The 20,258-nt window shown below is 66.7% G+C and carries 19 protein-coding genes and 2 riboswitches; of the genes, 10 read left to right on the top strand and 9 right to left on the bottom strand.

The annotated features are described in order from the left end of the window. Window positions 1-8: 8 nt before the first annotated feature. From AC3ANU_RS18665 to groL, 3 genes are all read left to right on the top strand, one after another. A complete protein-coding gene (locus tag AC3ANU_RS18665) occupies window positions 9-215 on the top strand; it encodes a cold-shock protein (RefSeq protein WP_134165653.1) in 207 nt (68 codons plus the stop codon). Next, window positions 215-1,528, top strand: coding sequence for an ABC transporter substrate-binding protein (locus AC3ANU_RS18660; protein ID WP_488315054.1), 1,314 nt, complete (start codon window positions 215-217; stop codon window positions 1,526-1,528). Before AC3ANU_RS18665 ends, AC3ANU_RS18660 begins: the two co-directional genes overlap by 1 nt. 290 nt (window positions 1,529-1,818) lie before the next feature. Further along, a complete protein-coding gene (gene groL / locus AC3ANU_RS18655; protein ID WP_018769535.1) occupies window positions 1,819-3,453 on the top strand; it encodes a chaperonin GroEL in 1,635 nt (544 codons plus the stop codon). 150 nt (window positions 3,454-3,603) lie between these two features. On the opposite strand, the gene AC3ANU_RS18650 is transcribed toward groL, so the two are convergent. Continuing rightward, the gene (locus AC3ANU_RS18650) at window positions 3,604-4,914 is read right to left on the bottom strand and encodes an ABC transporter substrate-binding protein (RefSeq protein WP_488315053.1); all 1,311 of its coding nucleotides are present in this window, start codon (window positions 4,912-4,914) and stop codon (window positions 3,604-3,606) included. A 293-nt stretch (window positions 4,915-5,207) separates the two neighbouring features. On the opposite strand from AC3ANU_RS18650, the gene AC3ANU_RS18645 reads away from it, so the two are divergent. Continuing rightward, window positions 5,208-6,329: a ribonuclease HI family protein gene (locus AC3ANU_RS18645; protein ID WP_268002620.1), complete on the top strand. Its 1,122-nt coding sequence runs from the start codon at window positions 5,208-5,210 to the stop codon at window positions 6,327-6,329. A 25-nt stretch (window positions 6,330-6,354) separates the two neighbouring features. Here AC3ANU_RS18645 and AC3ANU_RS18640 read toward each other — a convergent pair whose 3' ends face one another. The 4 genes from AC3ANU_RS18640 to AC3ANU_RS18625 form a co-directional block, all read right to left on the bottom strand. Beyond that, the gene (locus AC3ANU_RS18640) at window positions 6,355-6,642 is read right to left on the bottom strand and encodes a WXG100 family type VII secretion target (RefSeq protein WP_488315052.1); all 288 of its coding nucleotides are present in this window, start codon (window positions 6,640-6,642) and stop codon (window positions 6,355-6,357) included. A 106-nt stretch (window positions 6,643-6,748) separates the two neighbouring features. After that, window positions 6,749-8,260 carry a sensor histidine kinase gene (locus AC3ANU_RS18635; RefSeq protein WP_488315051.1) on the bottom strand — a complete coding sequence of 504 codons (1,512 nt, stop codon included), beginning with the start codon at window positions 8,258-8,260 and terminating at the stop codon, window positions 6,749-6,751. A gap of 2 nt (window positions 8,261-8,262) precedes the next feature. Continuing rightward, complete coding sequence (locus AC3ANU_RS18630; RefSeq protein ID WP_018769540.1) at window positions 8,263-8,973, bottom strand: response regulator transcription factor; 711 nt, start codon at window positions 8,971-8,973, stop codon at window positions 8,263-8,265. Between the two features lie 73 nt (window positions 8,974-9,046). Continuing rightward, window positions 9,047-9,547 (bottom strand): DUF427 domain-containing protein, encoded by a 501-nt coding sequence (locus tag AC3ANU_RS18625; protein ID WP_026265813.1) that lies wholly within the window; start codon window positions 9,545-9,547, stop codon window positions 9,047-9,049. Between the two features lie 245 nt (window positions 9,548-9,792). Here AC3ANU_RS18625 and AC3ANU_RS18620 point away from each other — a divergent pair, with 245 nt between their 5' ends. Together AC3ANU_RS18620 and AC3ANU_RS18615 are read left to right on the top strand one after the other, a co-directional pair. Further along, window positions 9,793-10,050: a hypothetical protein gene (locus AC3ANU_RS18620; RefSeq protein WP_134165648.1), complete on the top strand. Its 258-nt coding sequence runs from the start codon at window positions 9,793-9,795 to the stop codon at window positions 10,048-10,050. 5 nt (window positions 10,051-10,055) lie between these two features. Continuing rightward, a complete protein-coding gene (locus AC3ANU_RS18615) occupies window positions 10,056-10,925 on the top strand; it encodes an FHA domain-containing protein (RefSeq protein WP_056389153.1) in 870 nt (289 codons plus the stop codon). Window positions 10,926-10,944: 19 nt separating this feature from the next. On the opposite strand, the gene AC3ANU_RS18610 is transcribed toward AC3ANU_RS18615, so the two are convergent. The 3 genes from AC3ANU_RS18610 to AC3ANU_RS18600 are packed head-to-tail and all read right to left on the bottom strand — an operon-like array spanning window position 10,945 to window position 15,322. After that, window positions 10,945-12,591: a DNA repair helicase XPB gene (locus AC3ANU_RS18610; RefSeq protein WP_488315050.1), complete on the bottom strand. Its 1,647-nt coding sequence runs from the start codon at window positions 12,589-12,591 to the stop codon at window positions 10,945-10,947. A 12-nt stretch (window positions 12,592-12,603) separates the two neighbouring features. Further along, on the bottom strand, window positions 12,604-15,078 hold the full coding sequence (locus tag AC3ANU_RS18605) for a helicase-associated domain-containing protein (protein ID WP_488315049.1): 2,475 nt from the start codon (window positions 15,076-15,078) through the stop codon (window positions 12,604-12,606). Window positions 15,079-15,088: 10 nt separating this feature from the next. Beyond that, entirely contained in the window at window positions 15,089-15,322 is a 234-nt protein-coding gene (locus tag AC3ANU_RS18600) for a hypothetical protein (protein WP_223993879.1), read from the bottom strand. 226 nt (window positions 15,323-15,548) lie between these two features. On the opposite strand from AC3ANU_RS18600, the gene AC3ANU_RS18595 reads away from it, so the two are divergent. Further along, window positions 15,549-15,932 carry a cold-shock protein gene (locus tag AC3ANU_RS18595; RefSeq protein ID WP_018762148.1) on the top strand — a complete coding sequence of 128 codons (384 nt, stop codon included), beginning with the start codon at window positions 15,549-15,551 and terminating at the stop codon, window positions 15,930-15,932. 7 nt (window positions 15,933-15,939) lie between these two features. Next, entirely contained in the window at window positions 15,940-16,515 is a 576-nt protein-coding gene (locus tag AC3ANU_RS18590) for a DUF3027 domain-containing protein (RefSeq protein WP_488315048.1), read from the top strand. A gap of 60 nt (window positions 16,516-16,575) precedes the next feature. Here the strand turns inward: AC3ANU_RS18590 and serC are convergent, their stop codons facing one another. Beyond that, window positions 16,576-17,706: a phosphoserine transaminase gene (gene serC / locus AC3ANU_RS18585; RefSeq protein WP_056389141.1), complete on the bottom strand. Its 1,131-nt coding sequence runs from the start codon at window positions 17,704-17,706 to the stop codon at window positions 16,576-16,578. A 293-nt stretch (window positions 17,707-17,999) separates the two neighbouring features. Here serC and AC3ANU_RS18580 point away from each other — a divergent pair, with 293 nt between their 5' ends. Further along, a complete protein-coding gene (locus tag AC3ANU_RS18580; protein WP_018769550.1) occupies window positions 18,000-18,701 on the top strand; it encodes an iron-dependent transcriptional repressor DtxR in 702 nt (233 codons plus the stop codon). Between the two features lie 138 nt (window positions 18,702-18,839). Further along, window positions 18,840-19,051, top strand: a riboswitch (cyclic di-AMP (ydaO/yuaA leader). 12 nt (window positions 19,052-19,063) lie between these two features. After that, window positions 19,064-19,885 carry a M23 family metallopeptidase gene (locus AC3ANU_RS18575; protein WP_224084466.1) on the top strand — a complete coding sequence of 274 codons (822 nt, stop codon included), beginning with the start codon at window positions 19,064-19,066 and terminating at the stop codon, window positions 19,883-19,885. Window positions 19,886-20,013: 128 nt separating this feature from the next. Next, window positions 20,014-20,193: riboswitch (cyclic di-AMP (ydaO/yuaA leader) on the top strand. The last annotated feature ends 65 nt before the right edge of the window (window positions 20,194-20,258 follow it).

The raw sequence follows: 20,258 nt of genomic DNA, 5'->3' as shown, positions 1-20,258 counted from the left end.
TGTTCATCATGGCACTGGGAACCGTCAAATGGTTCAACGCTGAAAAGGGCTATGGCTTCATCACCGTTGACGGCTCCGGTGATGACGTTTTTGTCCACTGGTCCGCGATCCAGGGGGAGGGCTACCGCGCACTGGATGAGGGGCAGAGGGTGCAGCTGGAAGTCGGGGAGGGCGAAAAAGGTCCCCAGGCGGAAAACGTCCGGCCCGCCCAGTGATGCCGTTTTACCGTTTCCCGGTCCGCGGCCGAGCGGCGCTGGCCGTTTCCCTGGGGGCAGTCCTCGCGGTCACAGCATGTTCGGGCGCCGGCGGCAACGCCAGGGTGGACCCGGTCGAAGCCTCCGGCGATGGCGTCCTCCGGGTGGGCCTGATCCTGGACAACACCGGCGGCAATGCCTTCCTTAATGCGCCCCAGCTGGCGGCCGCCAAGCTGGCCATCCAGGAAATCAACGCCGCCGGCGGACACAAAGGCCGGCCGGTGGAGCTGCTGCCGGCGCATCCGGACCAGGAAGCCGCAGGCCAGGCCAAGGACCTGGTGGCCGCCAAGGCGGACGTGGTCATTGGACCCACCGATTCCAGCCACGCGGCCGCCGCCGTGGACATCCTGTCCCACGCACGCATACCCCTCATCTCGCCGGCCAACACCGCTGCCGCCCTCTCCGGGATCGCCAGCGGAGGCTACTACTTCCGCACGGCCGCGGCCGACGTCGCGCAAGGTCCTGTGCTGGCCAAACTCGCCAAGGACGCCGGGGCCGCCAGCATCACCGTGGTGTACCAGGAAGGTGCCTACGGCAAGGACCTGTCGGCTGCCGTCACGAAAGCCGCGCAACAGTCCGGCCTGACGGTCCTGCCCGGAGCCGCCTTCAAGCCCGGCGCCGCCGCCGAAGCCGCACGCTCCGCAGCCAAGGCCAGCCCGGACGCCGTGGTCCTGGTTGCCCGGGAAGGGACGCAGGGCGCGTTGGCCGAGCTGAACAACTCCGGCCTCAGGGGTTCAAAGATTCTCCTCAGCGATGGCGCCTTTGCCCGCTACGGATCAGGGCTCCCCTCCCGGGCCCTGGACGGCGCCCGCGCCGTCGTCCCGGGCCAACTGCCCACCGCCGCCTTCCAGGGAAAGCTCCTGGCCGTTGATCCTTCCCTGAAGGACGTCTCGTATGCTGCTGAAACCTACGACGCCGTGACCCTGGCGGCCCTGGCGGCGGCAAGGGCCCAGGACGATGCCGGACGCTCCATCGCCGCCAACCTGGTTCCGGTTTCGGGTGGCGCCGCATCGGGCAGGACCACGTCCGACGGGACGCCCTCCGCGGGGACGCCTGCCCCGGGGGCAACAGCCCCGCCCGCCCCGTGCCTGACGTACAAGGAGTGCCTGGGCGGCCTTGCTGCCAATCCGGACATCAATTACGACGGCGAGTCAGGACCGGTTGCCTTCGACGCCAACGGAGATATCACCACCGCCGTTTTCTCCGTATTCACCTACGGCCCGGAGAACAACCCCACCCCCACCGGCCGGGAGACGGCCGGACATTCAAGCTGATCGCCCTGGGCGAAGCCGCTGCCCCTACGCGCCCGTCCGGCGTCTTTTCGCTTGCACTCTCACCTGGGGAGTGCTAATTATTGAGTTAGCACTCTGACGTACCGACTGCTAAAGCAAAGCCTGGTTCCGGCCGGCGGCGCGGGGCACCGGACGAGGAGCGAAAGAAACACCTCACTTCAGTGAGATCCCCTCCCGGAGGCATACAGAGGCCGCCGTCAAAGGATCGTCCGTCGCGGGCACTGCAGCGAAGGTTCATTCTTAACGACTGTCCCGAAAGGACTACTGCCGTTATGGCCAAGATCATTGCATTTGATGAAGAGGCACGCCGCGGCCTTGAGCGTGGCCTGAACACCCTCGCCGACGCCGTTAAGGTCACCCTCGGCCCGCGTGGACGCAACGTCGTCCTCGAAAAGAAGTGGGGCGCCCCCACGATCACCAACGATGGTGTTTCCATCGCCAAGGAGATCGAGCTGGACGATCCTTACGAGAAGATCGGCGCTGAGCTGGTCAAGGAAGTTGCCAAGAAGACCGACGATGTTGCCGGCGACGGCACCACCACGGCCACCGTCCTGGCCCAGGCCCTGGTCAAGGAAGGCCTGCGCAACGTTGCCGCCGGCGCCGACCCGCTGTCCCTCAAGCGCGGCATCGAGAAGGCCGTCGAGGCTGTCACCCGCGAACTCCTGGCTTCCGCCAAGGAAATCGAAACCAAGGAAGAGATCGCGGCCACCGCCTCCATCTCCGCCGGTGACGACGAAATCGGTGCCCTCATCGCCGAAGCCCTGGACAAGGTGGGCAAGGAAGGCGTTATCACGGTCGAGGAGTCCAACACCTTCGGCCTGGAGCTCGAGCTCACCGAAGGCATGCGCTTCGACAAGGGCTACATCTCCGCCTACTTCGTCACGGACGCCGAGCGCCAGGAAACGGTCCTTGAGGATCCGTACATCCTGATCGTCAACTCCAAGATCTCCAACGTCAAGGAACTGGTTGCTGTCCTGGAAAAGGTCATGCAGTCCAACAAGCCGCTGCTGATCATTGCCGAGGACATCGAGGGCGAGGCCCTGGCCACCCTGATCGTCAACAAGATCCGTGGCACCTTCAAGTCTGTCGCCGTCAAGGCTCCGGGCTTCGGCGACCGCCGCAAGGCCCAGCTGGCCGACATCGCCGTCCTCACCGGCGGCCAGGTCATCTCCGAAGAGGTTGGACTCAAGCTGGAGAACGCCGGCCTGGAACTCCTGGGCCAGGCCCGCAAGGTTGTTGTCACCAAGGACGAGACCACCATCGTTGAAGGTGCCGGCGACGCCGACCAGATCGCCGGCCGCGTTTCCCAGATCCGCGCCGAGATTGAGAATTCGGACTCCGACTACGACCGCGAGAAGCTGCAGGAGCGGCTGGCCAAGCTGGCCGGCGGCGTTGCAGTCATCAAGGCCGGTGCCGCCACCGAGGTTGAGCTCAAGGAGCGCAAGCACCGCATCGAGGACGCAGTCCGCAACGCCAAGGCTGCAGTTGAAGAAGGCATCGTGGCCGGTGGCGGCGTGGCGCTCATCCAGGCCGGTGCCAAGGCATTCGCCAACCTGCAGCTCTCCGGCGACGAAGCAACCGGCGCCAACATCGTCCGCGTTGCCATCGACGCCCCGCTGAAGCAGATCGCCTTCAACGCCGGCCTCGAGCCGGGCGTCGTGGTGGACAAGGTCCGCGGCCTGCCCGCAGGCCACGGCCTGAACGCAGCCACCGGCGAATACGTCGACCTGCTGGCTGCCGGCGTCAACGACCCCGTCAAGGTAACCCGCTCTGCCCTGCAGAACGCGGCTTCCATCGCTGGCCTGTTCCTCACCACCGAAGCAGTGGTGGCTGACAAGCCGGAGAAGAACGCCGCCCCCGCAGGCGGAGACGACATGGGCGGCATGGGAGGCATGGGCGGCTTCTAAGCCCTCCTGCCGGGACCTCTCCCGCCAACCGCAAAGTGCGGCCCCCTCGTTTGCGAGGGGGCCGCACTTTTGTGCCGGAGGTTTTGTTCCCGGCCACGGATGCGGCCTGTGCCGGCTTGGCCGCCCGGACAAGGAGCTGTGGGAGGGGAGTTACTTCCGGGCCGAATCCAGCATCCCCTGGACTTCCTTCTTGAAGGCTTCCGCCGCGGCCTGCGGGGTCATCCGGTCGTACAGCACTTCATCCGTGTACCTCCTGATGACGTTCTGGACGCTCCCTGCACCCACGGGCGGGACAGGCGGTGCGTCCTTGATGTCCGGGGCTATGTCCTTCAGGAATCCAACCACGGTGGTGTCAGCCGGCTTAAGCTGCGGGGTGATGCCCGAAACGATGTCCGGATTGGTGGGGACGCCCCTGTCGGTCATCAGGATGGCGCCCGCCTCCGGACTGTTGGTGAGATAGTTGATGAACTCCGCGGCCTGCTGGGAATGCTTCGAACGGGAGGATGCAGACCAGAACATGGTGGGCTTGTAGTACATGCCATTGCCGGCCGAGGCGCCGTCGACGCTGGGGGCCCGCAGTATCTTTATGCTGCTGCCGGTGGTGGCTTCAAGGGAACCAAGCTGGTTGGTCCACCACCAGGCCATGGCCACCCGGTTTGTTCCGAACAGGCTTTCCTCCAGTCCTGCCCCTGCATCCTCGGTTGCCACGGTGGCCGCGGGGCTGGCCTTGGAGTCGCGCTGTTCCTTGATCCGTTCCCAGAAGGACGCTGCAGTCGCGGCTTCAAAGTCGAGCTTGCCGTCCCCTGAGTACAGATTCTCGCCGTGCTGGCGCAGCCAGATGATCAGGTCGGCTTCGTTGCTGCCATAAGCGGCCCCGTAACTCTTCCCGTCACCTGCTGCGCTGATCTTCGCCGCCGTGTCCACGAAGTCTTTCCACGTCCAGGTCTTGTCGTCCGGCACGGGCACTCCCGCTGCCTGGAACACTTTCGTGTTGGCCATGATGACATAGGCGTTCCGGCCTGTGCTCAGCCCGTACTGGGCGCCGCCGTACTGGCCCGACGCAAGCGCTTCCTTGTCCAGTTTTGAGGTATCGATGCCGTTTTGCCTGGACAGGTCCATCAGCGCCCCGCGGCCGCCGTATTCGGCGATGTATTTCTGGTCCATCTGGACGACGTCGGGCGCATCGTTGGCGGCGGTCTTCGTTGCCAGCTTGTCCCAGTAGCTGGACCATTCTCCCGGCTCCGCTTTGATCTTGATGTTCGGGTGCGATGCCTCAAAGGCCGCGATGACCTTGTTTGTCTGTGCGTTCAGGTATTCATTGCCCCACCAGGCGAACCGCAAGGTCACCTGGCCGTTGTCGCCTGCACCGCCGGGGGCCCCGCAGCCGGTGGCCAGTATGGAGAGTGCCAGCGCGGCCGCGCCCAGCTGGAAGCGGCGCCGGCTTACGACTGGAATCGTCATTGATGTTCCTTCCGGATGGGCTCCTTGTGCGCCGGGGTCGCCGTGATGCGCTGACCGGCGAAGATCAGAAACCGTTTTCTCGAGTGATGAAGTGATTGTGTCGCGCCCGGCATGCTCACGTCAAGAAGTTTCGGTAAGCGTTTTCCCGACCCCTGCCGCTTCGGTCGTCAAAGTTGCGCTTACGACCATTCGCACAGCCCGCTGCCGGGGCACCGGAAGGGGTGCGGCAGCTCGCCCAGGCTGGGATGCTGTGGCGTCGGTCCAATGTCGGTGGCTTCTGGCAGGATGGTTTGGTGACGATTACTGCAGCGGCTGATGGTTCGGCCTTGGGAAATCCCGGTCCGGCCGGCTGGGCCTGGTATGTGAATGACGATTGCTGGCGGGCCGGGGGCTGGCCGCACGGGACCAACAACCAGGGTGAGCTGATGGCTGTCCTTGACCTCCTGCGCGCCACCGCCCACCTGCCCGGTGAGGACCTGCGCATCCTTTGCGACAGCCAGTACGTGATCAACTCAATTACCAAATGGATGCCGGGCTGGAAGCGCAAGGGCTGGCGCAAGGCAGACGGAAAACCCGTCCTGAACGTGGAACTGTTGAAGGAACTCGACCGCGAGCTGGCCGGCCGGGTTTACACATTTGAGTGGGTCAAGGGCCACGCCGGCCATGAACTGAACGAGGCTGCGGACGAACGGGCCAGGGCCGCGGCAACGGCGTACCAGCAGGGCGTGGCAGCCAGGTCCGGGCCCGGGTTCCCCGGCGGACACCACCCTGGCGCGCACCACGCAGCTGCACACCACGCAGCCGAACACCAACCTGCTGCGACCCCATCCGGCTCCGGACATGCCGCCGACGGGCAGCCCTCCGGTATTGGCTTCCCGCCCGCCACCCTGGACATCCCGACCGCTGCTCCTGGGCGCCCGGTACCAGGGGCCGGCGGTGGCGCACCGGCAGCGGGCGCCGGCAGGCCGCGCGCCACCCCTGAACCGCTCCCGGCCTTCGATGAACTTGACCTGTTCAGCGAACTGGACAGCGACGCCCTTGACATGGCCGAGGCAACGCAACAGGCCGGCGCCATCCCGCCTGAGGCGCTGGTCGAAGAGCTCGAACGTGAGCTGCTGGGCCCACTGGTGCGGGGGGATATCGGCCGGACGGCTGTCCTGCTGCACCCGGACTTCATGGAGATTGGCAGCTCGGGAAGGGTCTGGACCCGGGACGCCATGATGATGGCCCTCGAAGAGGATCCCGGTGAACGGACCGATATCGAAATCCTGGGCGCTGACCGCATCGGCACCAGCGCGGTCCTGCTGACCTACCGCAGTTTCGCCCGCTCAGGCACCACGCTGCGCAGCTCGCTGTGGGTCCTCGACGGCGGCCGGTGGCGGCTGCGGTTCCATCAGGGAACGCCGGAAGCGTAGGCGAACCGTTCAGCTCACACGGGCGTCAGCTGAACCGCTGCGTGTTTCCCTGCTCCGCCTGGGCATACGTGGCCGCTGCAGAGGCCAGGGCCGCGTTGATGGACGCCAGCGACGCCTCCACCCGGCCCTGGGTGATGGTCCATTCGGTGATGAGCGCCTGGAAGTTGGTGGCCGCTGCACCGCGCCATGATCCCTGCAGTTCGTCGAGGCCACGCTTCATTGCGTGCACGTCCGCCCTGATCCGGTCCACGGTGGCCTGGACGTTCGCGGACTTCAGCTGCAGTAATTCGGTGTCGACGGAAATAATGCTCATGGCTGTGCCTTTCGATACGGCGGGCGGAGCGCCCCCGCGCCCGGCGGATCCGGGCTGCTGGGACGAGCCTATGGAGCAGAACCGGGCGGCAGCCATGGCCGGAGGACTATATGTGGATAACCGACCCGTCGCTGCCCTTGGCCCCTGCGGCACTGCGGGCGGTGGTTTCCTGCCCGTCCACGCCGCCAGTGCGGGCGGAATCCTCTCGCCGCGGAAGGCTCACCACCAGCGTGGCGCCGCCGCCGTCGGTCTTTTCCACCCTTACCGAACCGCCGTGCGACCCCACGATGGCCGCCACGATGGCGAGCCCGAGGCCGCTGCCGCCCGTCTCCCTGGTCCGGGACGTGTCAGCCCGGTAAAAGCGTTCAAAGACCTTGGCTGCGTCCTCTTCCGAGATACCCGGCCCATGGTCCCGGACTTCGATGATGGAACGTTCTTCGCCGTCGGTCCCGCGGACCCCGACGGCGACTTCGATGGGGCTGCCCTCCGGGGTATAGCGCAGGGCATTGCCCACGAGGTTGCCCACCACCTGGCGCAGCTTGGCCTCATCCCCAAGGACCGGGGCCGGTGCCGCCGGTCCGCCGTCGAGTCCGGTGAGCGTGATCAGCCGGGACCGGTCGCTGGCCTGGGTGTCAACCACGGCGTCGTGCGCAATCAGTTGCAGGTCCACGGGCTTCTGCTGCAGCGGCCGCTGTTCGTCGAGGCGTGCCAGCAGGAGCAGGTCCTCAACCATCGAACCCATGCGCTTGGCTTCGCTTTCGATCCGGCCCATGGCGGTGGCCACGTCTTCGTCCGTCGCCAGGGCGCCGTGGCGGTACAGCTCGGAGAACCCGCGGATGGTGACCAGGGGAGTGCGCAGTTCGTGGGACGCGTCGGCGGCGAAGCGGCGCATCCGTGCCTCTGAGGCGGTCCGTGCAGCGAACGCGGTCTCGATGTGCGCCAGCATGGCGTTCAGCGAGCTGCTCAACCGGCCCAGCTCGGTGGCAGGGTTCTCCACCTCCACACGGCGGGAGAGGTCACCGGCGGCAATCGCTGCCGCAGTCTTCTCCACGCGGGCCAGCGGCCGGAAGGACCTCGACACGGTCCAGCTGGCAATAAGCGAGGCCAGCAGCAGCGTCAACAGGCCCACCCCGGTGACCACCAGGGTGGCATGCTTGAGGACATCGTCGACGCTCTCCAGGGGCAGGCCGATGACCACCACGGCGGTGGTCTGGCCGTTCTGGACGGTCACTGCCACCACCCGCCAGTTTTCCCCGTCCGTTCCACGGACCTGGAAGGGAACCAGCCCGCGTGCCTGCGCCTGCTCCACGGAGATGGCGCTGATGTCCGGGTGGTCGTCCGGATCACCGCCGAAGGTGTACGGCTGCTCACCCGGGGCGAAGAGCATCAGCGAATAGTCGGTGGGAATGGAGCTGGGCGCCTGCAGCTGCGTGAACGAGCGCTGTTTCCGGGCAGAGTCGACGGCGGCATTCAGCTTGTCGTCCACCTGCCCCTGGAGATAGCTGTGCAGCAGCGTCAGTGTGACCGCTCCGGTCACCGTCAGGGCCACAATCAGCAGGGCCATGATCATGGCCACCAGCTGCGACCTGAGCGAGGCCGACTTCCACCGCTTCAGCAAGGTCAGCGCTTTTCAGCCGTCCGGAGCACGTAGCCCACGCCGCGCTTGGTCTGGATCAGGGCCGGCGCCTCCGGGTCGATGTCCACTTTCCGCCGAAGGTAGGAAATGTAGGACTCCACGATGGACGCGTCGCCGTTGAAGTTGTACTCCCACACATGGTCCAGGATCTGCGATTTGGACAGCACCCGGTTGGGATTGAGCATGAGGTAGCGCAGCAGCTTGAATTCCGTGGGGGAGAGCTCGATGACAGTGCCCCCGCGCCGCACCTCGTGGGCGTCGTCGTCGAGTTCGAGGTCGTCAACGCGGATCACCGCATCGTCGTCCAGCAGGGGCTGCGTCCGGCGCAGGACGGCGCGGATCCGGGCCACCACTTCGTCGAGGCTGAAGGGCTTGGTGACATAGTCGTCACCGCCCACGGTGAGGCCGGTGACCTTGTCCTCGGTGTCGTCCTTCGCGGTCAGGAAGAGGACCGGGAAGTGCTTCCCGGCGGCACGGAGCCGGCGGGTCACGGTGAAGCCGTCCATGTCAGGCAGCATGACGTCCAGCACGGCCAGGTCAGGGGCGTGCGTGTCGGCCGCGGCGAGGGCATCGCGCCCGTTGGCAGCGGAGACCACTTCAAAGCCGGCGAACCGCAATGACGTGGAGAGGAGCTCGCGGATGTTGGGTTCATCGTCGACGACGAGCAGCCTGGCTTCTGGACCGTTCTTGTTCATGTTCCCATCATGCTCCCAGTCTCTGGGAGTTGTCTGGATATTCGTTGTGAGCATGATGAAGGCCCGCTTGGGCTTACCAGTCCATTGTTCCCGGCTCGCCTTTGAAGGGACCCACCACGCGGCTGGTGATCCAGCCACCATAGAAGCGGCCCGGCTGCGCCTGCACCCGTTCCCCGTCAACTTCGCAGAAATCCATCCTCCCGGCGTAGACGGCCACCCGCCCGGCGAGCGCCTCAAACCCGGACGCCGGCTCGGGGTAGGACCAGGCAGCGCCGTCCGCCTCCTTACCCCCGCCGCGCACCGTCAGGTAATTGGCCGCGCCCTTGAACTCGCAGAAGCTGCTGCCGGCAGCAGGCTCCAGCGCGCCGGAGACGAATGCTGACTGCCGGACGTAGTACACCGGTGGATGGCTGGTCTCAAGAACGCGCAGCGAGTCGGTGGTGTCAAGGATCACCTCGCCTCCAAGGACGATGCGTATGCGTTCCGTGCTGGGTTCGATCCGCGGCGGCCGGGGATAGTCCCAGACCGACTCCTGCCCGGGCCCGGGCACGACGGGAATGATTCGTGGACTCATGCTTCCAGTGTGCGTCGCAGACCGCTGTTACGCACCAGGGAACCCAATTCACGGCAAGAACGTTCCGCGCCCGGCATCTTCCCCCGCCCTGCGGCCGGGAATACAGTGATGCTTGCCGGGCGGTCAAGCCCGGCACCAGCGTTCCAACGGATCACCGGCTGCCGCCTCGTCCCGTCCCTGGTGGTCCCGCGCCAACAACGGTAGTAACCCGATAGTTCCTGGCCCATCGAAGGGGATAGACCATCATGACTGACCTGAGTGCTTCTGAAAACGCAGCTGTAAACGAACGCAGCATCCGGGATTGGGCAGACCTTGCCGAGGAGATGTGGTCCTATCTCACCGGCAAGGGTGCTGCGATCAATTACCAGTTCGTCGATATGACCATTGAAGTTCCACGCGACATCGGCCCGGACGCGCCGCGCGCCACATGGAAGCTCAACGGCAGCCTGCGCGTCACCACCAGCGACAGGGATGCCGCCGGGTCGGACGCGAACCGCGGCTGACGGACATGCCCCAGTACCGTCTGGACGTTGATCTGGACTTCTCCTACACGGACGAGTCCGGTGCCGTCACCTCGGGCAGCGCCAGGGCCGCCGGCTCCGAGGTAACAGTGTCCCTGGAAGGCCTGGCGCCGTTGACCGGCGGCGGGCTGCCCTCCCTGGAGGAGATCAAACCGCTGGCGGAGCTGCTGGCCCGCAAGGGGGTGAGCGTCACCGTGGCCGGCCCCGGCGGAAACATCCTCAGCCTGGGCAACGTGGCCAGCCCTGCCTCCCAGCGGCTGGTCACGCGTTCCCCCCACATCAAGCTCGGCAAACTCGGCTCCCTGCTGCCGTTGGTCCGCCAGGGCAGGCGGAGGCCCAAAGGAATGCGGCTGCTGCCGCCGTCGACTCCCTTGCCGCTGGTGCCCACTGTCCAGCGGAAGATCACCCGCCGCATCACCACCACCCACTACGCCAGGGGCGGTGGCCGGCCGCGGCTGATCTTTGTCCAGGACGCCGCCACCTGGACCGGGCAGATTCCGCGGGAGGTGGCCCTCACGGCAGACGTTACAACGATAGGGAGCGGCGCAGGCGCGGACGTCCGGCTCGAGGGCCTGGCGGAGCTGCACGCCGAAATCAGGCACGACGGGCAGGATGAATACGTCCTGGTACCGAACGGTCCCGTCAGCGGCAGCGTCTCCCGGACGGGACCATCCGTCCTGCGGACCGGGGCAAGGATCCAGATGGGGCAATGGTGCCTGGCCTTCTTCCGGGAGGAATTTGCGGACCACGGCCGTCCCTACGGCGGCCGCAGCGGCGGGGAACTGGCCTACGAACGCCCGCAGTTCGATCCCAGAACGGGCACCATGGAGCGCGACAGTTCCGAGGGCGTGACGTGAACGGCGTGCACGCTGCGGGTCAGTCCGCGGCGTGCACGTCCTTGGCGTCCATGATCCGGTAGGCATACCCCTGCTCGGCCAGGAACCGTTGGCGCCTGGCAGCGAACTCCTGATCCAGGGTGTCCCGTGCCACGAGTGAGTAGAAGCGGGCCGCCCTGCCGTCCTTCTTGGGCCGCAGCAGCCGGCCCAGCCTTTGCGCCTCCTCCTGCCGCGAGCCGAAGGAGCCTGAGACCTGGATGGCCACCGAGGCCTCCGGCAGGTCGATGGAGAAGTTGGCCACCTTGGACACCACAAGGGTCTGCAGCTCCCCGGCGCGGAACGCGTCAAAGAGCTTCTGCCGTACCTTGACGGAGGTATCGCCCTTGATCACCGGTGCCTGCAGCCGCTCGCCCAGATCGTCCAGCTGGTCAATGTACTGGCCTATCACCAGCAGCTGCTCGCCGGCGTGCAGCGCCACCAGCTGCTCCACCACGTGTGTCTTGGATTCGGAGGTGGCGCACAGCCGGTATTTGTCCGCGTCGTCGGCCATGGCGTAGGCCACGCGTTCGTCCTTTGGCAGGTCGACGCGGACCTCCACGCAGTCGGCCGGCGCGATGTAGCCCTGGGACTCGATGTCCTTCCAGGGTGCGTCATACCGCTTGGGTCCGATCAGGCTGAACACCTCGCCCTCGCGCCCGTCCTCCCGGACCAGGGTGGCGGTCAGCCCAAGGCGGCGGCGGGCCTGCAGGTCGGCCGTCATCCTGAAGATCGGTGCGGGCAGGAGATGGACCTCGTCGTAGATGATGAGTCCCCAGTCGTGGCCGTCCACCAGTTCCAGGTGGGGGTAGATGCCGCCGCGCTTGGTGGTGAGCACCTGGTAGGTGGCGATGGTCACCGGCCGGACCTCTTTCAGGGCGCCGGAGTATTCGCCCACTTCCTCCTCTGTAAGGGAGGTGCGCCTGAGCAGTTCGTCCTTCCACTGCCGGGCGGCCACGGTGTTGGTGACCAGGATCAGTGTGGTGGTGGAACCGGTGGCCATGGCCGCGGCCCCCACCAGGGTTTTGCCGGCGCCGCAGGGCAGCACCACCACCCCGCTGCCGCCCGCCCAGAAGTTTTCGCTGGCCAGGCGCTGGTAGGGCCGCAGTTTCCACCCGTCCTCGTTGAGGGAGATCAGGTGCGGCGTGCCGTCCACGTAACCGGCCAGGTCCTCCGCCGGCCAGCCGAGTTTCAGCAGCAGCTGCTTGAGCTGCCCACGCTGGGAGGCATGCACCACCACCGTCTCGCCATCGATCCTTGGACCCAGCAGCGGTGCGATCTTTTTGGCCCGGATCACTTCCTCCAGCACGGGGTAGTCATCGGTCCGCATGACCAGTCCGTGGCGCGGGTCCTTTTCGAGGCGGAGGCGTCCATACCGGGACATGGTCTCCTCGACGTCGATCAGTAGCGAATGCGGAACCGGGAAACGCGAATACTTCAGCAGCGCATCCAGCACCTTCTCCGCATCCAGCCCGGCGGCCCGGGCGTTCCACAGCCCCAACGGGGTCAGCCGGTAGCTGTGCATGTGCTCGGGCGCCCGCTCCAGTTCGGCGAACGGCGCAATGGCGTGCCGGGCCTCGGTGGCCAGCTCATGGTCCACCTCGAGGAGGATGCTTTTATCGCTTTGGACGATCAGGGGTCCGTCGGTCACGCGGGGAATCCTTTACTGGCGCAGTTCCTCTGCGGCCTCAATGTCGATGATGCGATGGACGGACAGGACCCGCTCGGTGTCCTTGGCAGGATCGAACACGCGGACCCGGCCCCCGCTCACAGAAAGCGGAACAACAATTTCCAGGCTTGCATTCCCCAGATTGTCCACCACGTTCATGTGGATCCGCTGCTTCAGCCGGATGGCCCGTTGCAGTGCCTCAAGCCCCAGCTGGGTTGCTGCCTCGCCGCCGGCGGCGGTACCGGGGTGGTGTCCGACGGCGGGGCCCGGCCGCCGCAGGACGTCCAGCTGGGCGTCAACCTCCTCCGCCGCGGGCGCCATCCGCGGGGCGGTATAGACGGGACGCAGGCTTTCCTGCGGTAGGGAAGACCGGCGGACGTGGGCGGCGGGTTCGACGCCGTCCACAGAAGGGGACAGGCCCAGGCTCCGAAGTGCGGCGGCGAGCTCGCGGGGCGGTGCCGACGACGTGAGGACCGTGGGGGAAAGGCGGGCCAGGCCGAGCTGCGCCGCTTTGGGCCCCGCCAGCAACTCGCGGAGTGCAGCTTCATCATCACTCTGGACAAAGCTTGCGGCCTGGCCCACCCGGAGCTGGCCGTGCCGGGAGGCCGTGTCCTCCACCAGGTACTCCAGCGGCTGGGGGACAGCGGTGGCGGAGTGTTCCCGGAGAAACGCCAGCAGGCCTGCGGCGTCGTAGCCCTCATCGAGTGCCCGTTTGATGGACGTCGCCGAGAAGCGGTAGATGGTGGCCGGGCCCTGCCCCTCGGCGTCCGCCATGACCAGGAGCTTTTCGGTCAGGGCGGGAGCGAGGTAGCCGGGGGCAACGGCGGTCAGGTCTGCCTGCAACAGCACATGGTTCAGGGCTGCCGGCAGGTGCTCGCCAAGGATGGCAAGGGCAGCATCGGGCTGGTCTTCGGCGAACGCGCTTCCGAGTTGGCTCAGCGCACCTGAGCCCACCAGGCCCAGCATCTCCGCCTCGGCGAGGACTCCCCGGATGAGGGAACTGAACCGCCGGGCCATCCGCGGCTGGGACCATTCCGCACGCTGCAGGACCGCGGCGGCATCCAGCACGGGCACGGTGCCGTCCGGTCCTGCAGCTTCGAGCGTGAGTTCGTGCAGGATCTCCAGGATGCGCTTGCGGACCACCGGGGCGTCAGGCCGCTGCGCACCGGCGGACAACGCCGGGATGGTGGCTCCGGACGGTCCCCGGGAAGGTGCTGCCGCTGCCGTGTTCATGGGCTGGCCCACCATCGACGGCACGCGCTCGCTGGCCAGCCAGGCGTTGACCAGCCACAGCCATTGTTCCTGCCTCGGCAGCACCAGCCATTCCAGCTGCGGCGGCTGCACCCATGAGGACGAGTCGACGTCGAGGCGGATCAGGCCCGCCAGGCCGCACAGCTCCAACAGCCGGCCCGTCACCCCCTGGTCGACGCGCAGCTGGTCGGACAGGCGGCGCATCTCGCGTATCCCCACGCCTCCGCTGCGCAGCGTGGCCAGCGGGTTCTCCCTGACGGCATGCAGCAGTTCGGAGACCAGCCGCAGGGTTTCAGAGATGGCGCTGAGCGCTGCATTCCTGCGCAGCGCCGCGGTGGTCCGGCCAAGCTCCGGGGCCGGCGGGGACAGGGTGAAGTCGTCGATGATCGCCCCGCCGCGCAGGGCCAGCCCCACGCTGTGCGGCAACTCCACGTGGGCGGCATCCAGCGGAACCAGCAGCCCGCGCGCAAGGAGCCAGTCCACGGGCCCGACGTCGGCACCCTCCGTGGTGACCGACGCTTTCCGTTGCGCCTGGGGGACGGCACCCATGGCCCAGTTGCGGAACCTGGCGAGCAACGCCGTCGTCCGTTCCGGGGCGTTGGCGAGGATGTCCCGCAGTGCCTCGGGGGAGGAGGTCCAATGCTGGAGCGCCAGCGCCGCCTCCATGGGCGTGCTGGCATCGTGGATCGCGAATCCGCCGCGGTGCAGTTCGGAGACCAGCTGGACCACCCGCTGGGCGAAGGCCGGCTGCAGGCGGACCAGCTCCGTGTAGCTGCGGCCCAGCCCGGCGGGATAGATTCCCACCACATCCTTGAGGGAGCCGACAGGGAGGTAGTAGTGGTGCCCGGCAGCCTGGGCGTGGGCGCCATGCGGGGGGACCGCAGGATGCGCCAAAGCGAGTTCCTGCAGGGTGTCCATGATCTGTTCGATGACGGCCAGGGATGAACCCCGGATCAACTGGTGCAGGCCCTCCGCCGAGGCGCTGTGCCCGGTGTCCGTGTTGGTGCACAGATGGAGGGTCTCAAGCACCTGCATCTGCGGCCGGGTGAGGCGCTCCAGCGCACGCTGGACGCTGACCCGTGAACTGGCACGCGCCGCCAGCGCGGCGAAGTCCGGAACAGAGGGGGAAATGAGGTCCGGCCGCGCGGCGAACAAGGCGCGCAACGAGTCGTCGCTGCGCGCCTCCAGGTCCTTGCCGAGCGCTCGAATGAGGGACATCAGTCCAACGTTACCGCGGCTCCCGCTTCCCCGCCCGCCGCCTGGCGGCAACGCCGTCCAGGACCACCAGGAGCATCAGGACGAAGGCCGCCGGCAGGCCGTAAAGGGCCGAGTAGGTGACCCAGGCGGGGGCGACCGTGTTGGCGAAGGCAAGCGCCATCACAGTTCCCACAGCAATGAGGGACAGCACGGCTATAACAGCGGCGAGGACCATCAGCGGCCGCCGGTAACGCAAGGGAGTCATGGACGTAACGCTACAGCGGCAGCAGCGCCGCAAGTGAAAGCACCGGGAGCTTGCGCCCGGGGCGGAACGGTGCGGCCGGAAGCGTGATTAGGGCACGCGGCAGGATAACCTTGAAGGATACAGACCAACACGGTTTGCGCTGGCCATACCTTGAACCCGCACAACAATGCGGACGCGGTGGCAGCCGGCCGTGTCTCATGACAGCAGAACGAAGAAGGTTGATTACGTGCCTACCGGCAAGGTCAAGTGGTATGACAAGGACAAGGGCTTTGGGTTCCTCGCGGGCGAAGACGGCCAGGAGGTCTTCCTGCCCAAGTCGTCGCTGCCCGAGGGCGTGACGGAACTGAAAGCGGGCACCCGGGTGGAGTTCGGGGTTGCGGACGGCCGCAAGGGCGCCCAGGCCCTGGGCTTGCGGGTGCTGGACAAGACCCCGTCCATCGCCAAGGCCAAGCGCCCCAGCGCGAAGGACCTCGCCCCGCTGGTTCAGGACTTGGTGACCGTCCTGGACAACCTGTCCGGAACCTTGTCCAAGGGCAAGTACCCGGACGGCAACAAGGGCAAGGCCATTGCTGCCGCCCTGCGTAAGGTTGCCGACGAGCTGGACGTTTAGGCTGCCCATGGACCCCCAACCTGATCAGCCGGGCACGCCAGTGCAGGAGCAGGCTGCCAAGACCCAGCCCAAGCGCAAGGCAGGCGTGCCCGTGTGGCGCACGGGCAAGCCCGATGCTTTCCTGGCCGCGGCGGTGGACACCGCCCGGGCTGCAGTGGAGGGCATCACCCCGGCCGGCACCATCGGGCCGCACCTGGCAGCCAAGAGCGAGGGCGACCGGCTGGTCACGCACCTGTTCGAATCCCGGCTGCCCGGCTATGTGGGCTGGCAGTGGTATGCGGTACTGACCCGTAACTCGCGCTCCAAGGTGGTCACGGTCAACGAGTTGGGCCTGCTGCCGTCCGGGGACTCCGTCCTGGCCCCGGAGTGGGTGCCGTGGGCCGAACGCGTCCGTCCCGAGGACGAACAGCAGCAGGAACCGGAGCAGCAGGAGCCGGAACAGCAGGAACCGGAACAGCAGGAGCCCGGGCAGGGGACCGGGCAGGGGAACCCGGATGGGCTTCGGGCAGCGGAGCGGGAACCTGGGGATGAAGGGCCGGCCGACGACGGCGCGGAGCCTGACGCCGAAACAAGGACTTCCTGACCACAAACAAACGGCGCCGTCCGGGGAAACCCGGGCGGCGCCGTCGTGCTTTAACTGTGGTTACTTGCGCAGCTCGCCCACCACGTAGTCGATGCTGGCCAGCAGGGCGGAGACGTCGCTGGGCTCGATGGCCACGAAGGTGGCGATGCGCAGCTGGTTGCGGCCCAGCTTCCGGTAAGGCTCGGTGTCCACGATGCCGTTGGCGCGCAGGACCTTGGCCACGGTGGCGGCATCAATCGATTCGTCGAAGTCGATCGTGGCGATCACGTTGGAGCGTTCCTCGGGCTTGGCCACGAACGGGGTGGCGAAGCCGGACGCTTCCGCCCAGCTGTAGATGCGGCCGGCTGAATCGGCCGTCCGTGCAGCCGCGAAGTCCAGGCCGCCGTTGGAGTTCAGCCACTGGACCTGGGCATTCAGCGTCACCAGCGTGGACAGCGACGGGGTGTTGTAGGTCTGGTTCAGGCGGGAGTTATCGATGGCGGTCTGCAGGTCCAGGAAATCCGGGATCCAGCGGCCGCTGGCCTTGATGCGCGCGGCGCGTTCCAGCGCTGCGGGGGAGAACAGGCCAAGCCAGAGGCCGCCGTCGGAGGCAAAGTTCTTCTGCGGGGCGAAGTAGTAGACATCGCTCTCGGCAACGTCCACGTCCAATCCGCCGGCCGCTGATGTGGCGTCCACGAGGACCAGTGATCCCTCGTCGGCTCCGGCTACCCGCTTGACGGGGGCGGCGACGCCGGTGGAGGTCTCGTTCTGCGGCCAGGCGTAGACGTCCACGCCGGCCTCGGCCTTGGCTGCGGGCCGGGTGCCGGGCTCGGACTTGATGATGGAGGAGGCTTCCAGGAAGGGCGCCTTGTTGGTGGCGGCGGCGAACTTGGACCCGAACTCACCGAAGGACAGGTGCTGGGCCTTCTTCTCCACGAGGCCGAAGCTCGCGATGTCCCAGAAAGCCGTGGAGCCGCCGACGCCGAGGACCACCTCGTAGCCCTCCGGGGCGCGGAAGAACTGGCTCAGCCCTTCACGGACCGCTCCGACCAGGTTCTTGACCGGGGCCTGCCGGTGCGATGTGCCAAGGATCGTCTTGGAAGCTGCTGCCAGCGCGTCGATCTGCTCCTGCCGGACCTTTGACGGGCCGGCTCCGAACCGCCCGTCCTGGGGCAGGAGGTCGGCGGGGATCGTGATGCTGGTGTCGCTCACAGGTGCTCCAATTCGGCGGGGACAAAAGTTTGGTCCGGAAGGGCGGGCGGTCGGTGGCCGGCAGCGCCGGTGGCTGCGCTGCGGGCCATTCCCATTCTGCCTGAACCGCCGCCGGGGGCGGGAGCCAGGCCCGTCATAGTCCGGACAGTGAGACGTGCCGTCCCCGCGCAGCCCCTCGGGGCGCGGCTATTCGGACAAAGTCAAAATAGGCTAAGCTTTCCCCCGGACTACTTTGCGCGAAGAGGCGATACGGTGGGACAACGCAAGGTACTGCGCTCGAGGAGCTGAGCTGGATGACGGATCTGATCGACACTACGGAGATGTACCTCAGGACCATTCTGGAGCTTGAGGAAGAAAACATCGTTGCCCTTCGGGCCCGTATCGCCGAGCGTCTGCGCCACTCCGGTCCCACCGTTTCCCAGACCATCGGCCGCATGGAGCGGGACGGGCTGGTGGTCGTGTCCGGCGACCGGCACCTGGAACTCACGGACACGGGCCGCAAGCGCGCCACGGAGGTCATGCGGAAGCACCGGCTGGCCGAACGCCTGCTGGCAGACGTCATTGGCCTGGACTGGGCCTACGTCCACGACGAAGCCTGCCGCTGGGAACATGTCATGAGCGAGCGCGTTGAGCGCCGCATCTACGAGATGCTGGACCACCCCACCGAGTCGCCGTACGGCAACCCCATCCCTGGCCTTGCGGCGCTGGGCGGCCAGGCGGGGCCCGGCTTTGCCGACGGCGCCATCAGCCTGGTGGAAGCGATGAAGAATTACGGGCCCGCCTCCGGAGTGACCATCAGCCGCCTGGCGGAGCCGATCCAGGTGGAACCGGAGCTGCTGGCGCAGCTGGACGAGGGCGGTATCCGGCCGGGTGCCGCCGTGGCGCTGGAACGCGTGGGCGAATACATCTCCGTGCGGGTCCCCGGAATCGAAGGCGCATTGGAGCTGCCGCCCGAGGTTGCCGCCCACGTCTTCGTGGCCATCAGCCAGCCCTGATCGGGGCCCCCATACCCCACAGAGGGGCGACCACGCAAAGGTAACGGAATTGTTACCTAGGGTCTTAAGCCTCTATAGTGGAACCAAGCGTTGATACATAAGCGTTACCTGATCCGGAGCCGAGCTCTGCCAGCGGGTCAGGTGCACGAGTCGTTACTGGCAGAGGCGGGGGAACCACAAGCGGCAGCGGGGGACTGCCTTGGGGTGAAGTCCGTCAGCAGCAAGCCTCTCCAGTGAAGGATTCTTCCGGGAATACCCCCTGTGCAGAAGCTTGCCTAAGGCGGACCGGGTCTTTGATCTCTCTGACCCGAATCCGACAGCTAACTCCGCAGGCTTCTTCCAGAGAGGAACCCTTCTTGACCATGCAGACCTCCCGGGGCCGCCGCCGCGCGGCCGGCCCCCCTTCGGCACCCCGGGTTGCCGAAGTTGTCGCAGCGGAGCGCCCCCGCGACCTGCATCGTGACGCGCGCCGCCGCCGGGGTCCCTTCCGGCAGATGACGGAGTTTGCCGCGGCCAGCGGTATTGGCCAAAAAGCCGGCATTGCCCTTGCCGCCACAGGCCTGGTGCTGACGGTCACGGTGCCCGCCACGAGTCCCGTCATGGCCACGGATGCCGCCGGCAGTGCCCCCTTGGCCGCGTCCGCCGTCAGCCCCCAGCCCCAGATCTCGGCCGATGTCGGAGCACAGATCGACTTCAGCCGGTCGGCCGTGGTGACCCAGGCCGACCCGGACGGGAAGCTGAAGCAACTCCTGAGCGCCCAGTCCGCCGGCTCCGTCACGCGTGCCGCTTCGGCCGGCACCCTGGCTGCACCCCTCGCCTCCCTCACCACCGCTTCCCCCTTCGGCTACCGGGTCAGTCCCATCACCGGAGGCTCCGGAGACTTCCACCGGGGCCAGGACTTCGTGGCGCAGTGCGGGACCTCGGTCCTGGCCGCCGCGACAGGTACCGTGACCTTTGCCGGCTGGCACCAGTTCGGTGGCGGAAACCGCGTGGTCATTGACCACGGCAACGGGCTGGAGACCACCTACAACCATCTCTCGTCCTTCAACGTCAAGGTGGGCCAGACCGTCTCCCGCGGGGACGTGGTGGCACTGAGCGGTACCACGGGCGCATCCACCGGCTGCCACCTCCACTTCGAGGTGCAGGTCAATGGCGAAGTTGTCGATCCCATGGGCTGGCTGTAACCAAATGGTTGCCCGCTCTCACATGTCCGCGACGCGCCGTGACCTGAATGTGACATTGAAGCAAAACTGCTGTACCGTCTAACTCGCGTCAACTTTTCCGAAGTTGACGCTCTTGAGTGGATTGCCTAACTCTGCCACCGCTCAAGGTCCGTTCGCATTTCATCGTCTGGCAGGGGCGGGGGAACCAATTTTGGCCTTCATGTTCAGAAGGCCTTGGGGTTAAGTCACAAGCTTCCCAGGAAGCAGCGTGGCCGGGTGACTCCCATCCGAATCCGACAGCTCACCTCGCAGGCATTGGGAGAGGCTACCTTCGTGTCTTCACGCCATCATTCTGCGCGCCACCGTGCGCAAACGGTTCGCACCAACCCCCTGG

The sequence above is a fragment of the Arthrobacter sp. SDR-2R genome, assembly GCF_057747955.1.
Note: the sequence above shows the minus strand (reverse complement) of the source record. Positions and strands in the feature narration are given on the sequence as shown.

Bases quoted from the DNA above. Each gene is read 5' to 3' on its own strand.
- AC3ANU_RS18590 (WP_488315048.1), top strand. From the start codon at position 15,940: ATGGACCCCCAACCTGATCAGCCGGGCACGCCAGTGCAGGAGCAGGCT.
- AC3ANU_RS18620 (WP_134165648.1), top strand. From the start codon at position 9,793: ATGACTGACCTGAGTGCTTCTGAAAACGCAGCTGTAAACGAACGCAGC.
- AC3ANU_RS18605 (WP_488315049.1), bottom strand. From the start codon at position 15,078: ATGTCCCTCATTCGAGCGCTCGGCAAGGACCTGGAGGCGCGCAGCGAC.
- AC3ANU_RS18615 (WP_056389153.1), top strand. From the start codon at position 10,056: ATGCCCCAGTACCGTCTGGACGTTGATCTGGACTTCTCCTACACGGAC.
- AC3ANU_RS18625 (WP_026265813.1), bottom strand. From the start codon at position 9,547: ATGAGTCCACGAATCATTCCCGTCGTGCCCGGGCCCGGGCAGGAGTCG.
- AC3ANU_RS18640 (WP_488315052.1), bottom strand. From the start codon at position 6,642: ATGAGCATTATTTCCGTCGACACCGAATTACTGCAGCTGAAGTCCGCG.
- AC3ANU_RS18580 (WP_018769550.1), top strand. From the start codon at position 18,000: ATGACGGATCTGATCGACACTACGGAGATGTACCTCAGGACCATTCTG.
- AC3ANU_RS18660 (WP_488315054.1), top strand. From the start codon at position 215: ATGCCGTTTTACCGTTTCCCGGTCCGCGGCCGAGCGGCGCTGGCCGTT.
- AC3ANU_RS18600 (WP_223993879.1), bottom strand. From the start codon at position 15,322: ATGACTCCCTTGCGTTACCGGCGGCCGCTGATGGTCCTCGCCGCTGTT.
- AC3ANU_RS18650 (WP_488315053.1), bottom strand. From the start codon at position 4,914: ATGACGATTCCAGTCGTAAGCCGGCGCCGCTTCCAGCTGGGCGCGGCC.
- groL (WP_018769535.1), top strand. From the start codon at position 1,819: ATGGCCAAGATCATTGCATTTGATGAAGAGGCACGCCGCGGCCTTGAG.
- AC3ANU_RS18630 (WP_018769540.1), bottom strand. From the start codon at position 8,973: ATGAACAAGAACGGTCCAGAAGCCAGGCTGCTCGTCGTCGACGATGAA.
- AC3ANU_RS18665 (WP_134165653.1), top strand. From the start codon at position 9: ATGGCACTGGGAACCGTCAAATGGTTCAACGCTGAAAAGGGCTATGGC.
- AC3ANU_RS18575 (WP_224084466.1), top strand. From the start codon at position 19,064: ATGCAGACCTCCCGGGGCCGCCGCCGCGCGGCCGGCCCCCCTTCGGCA.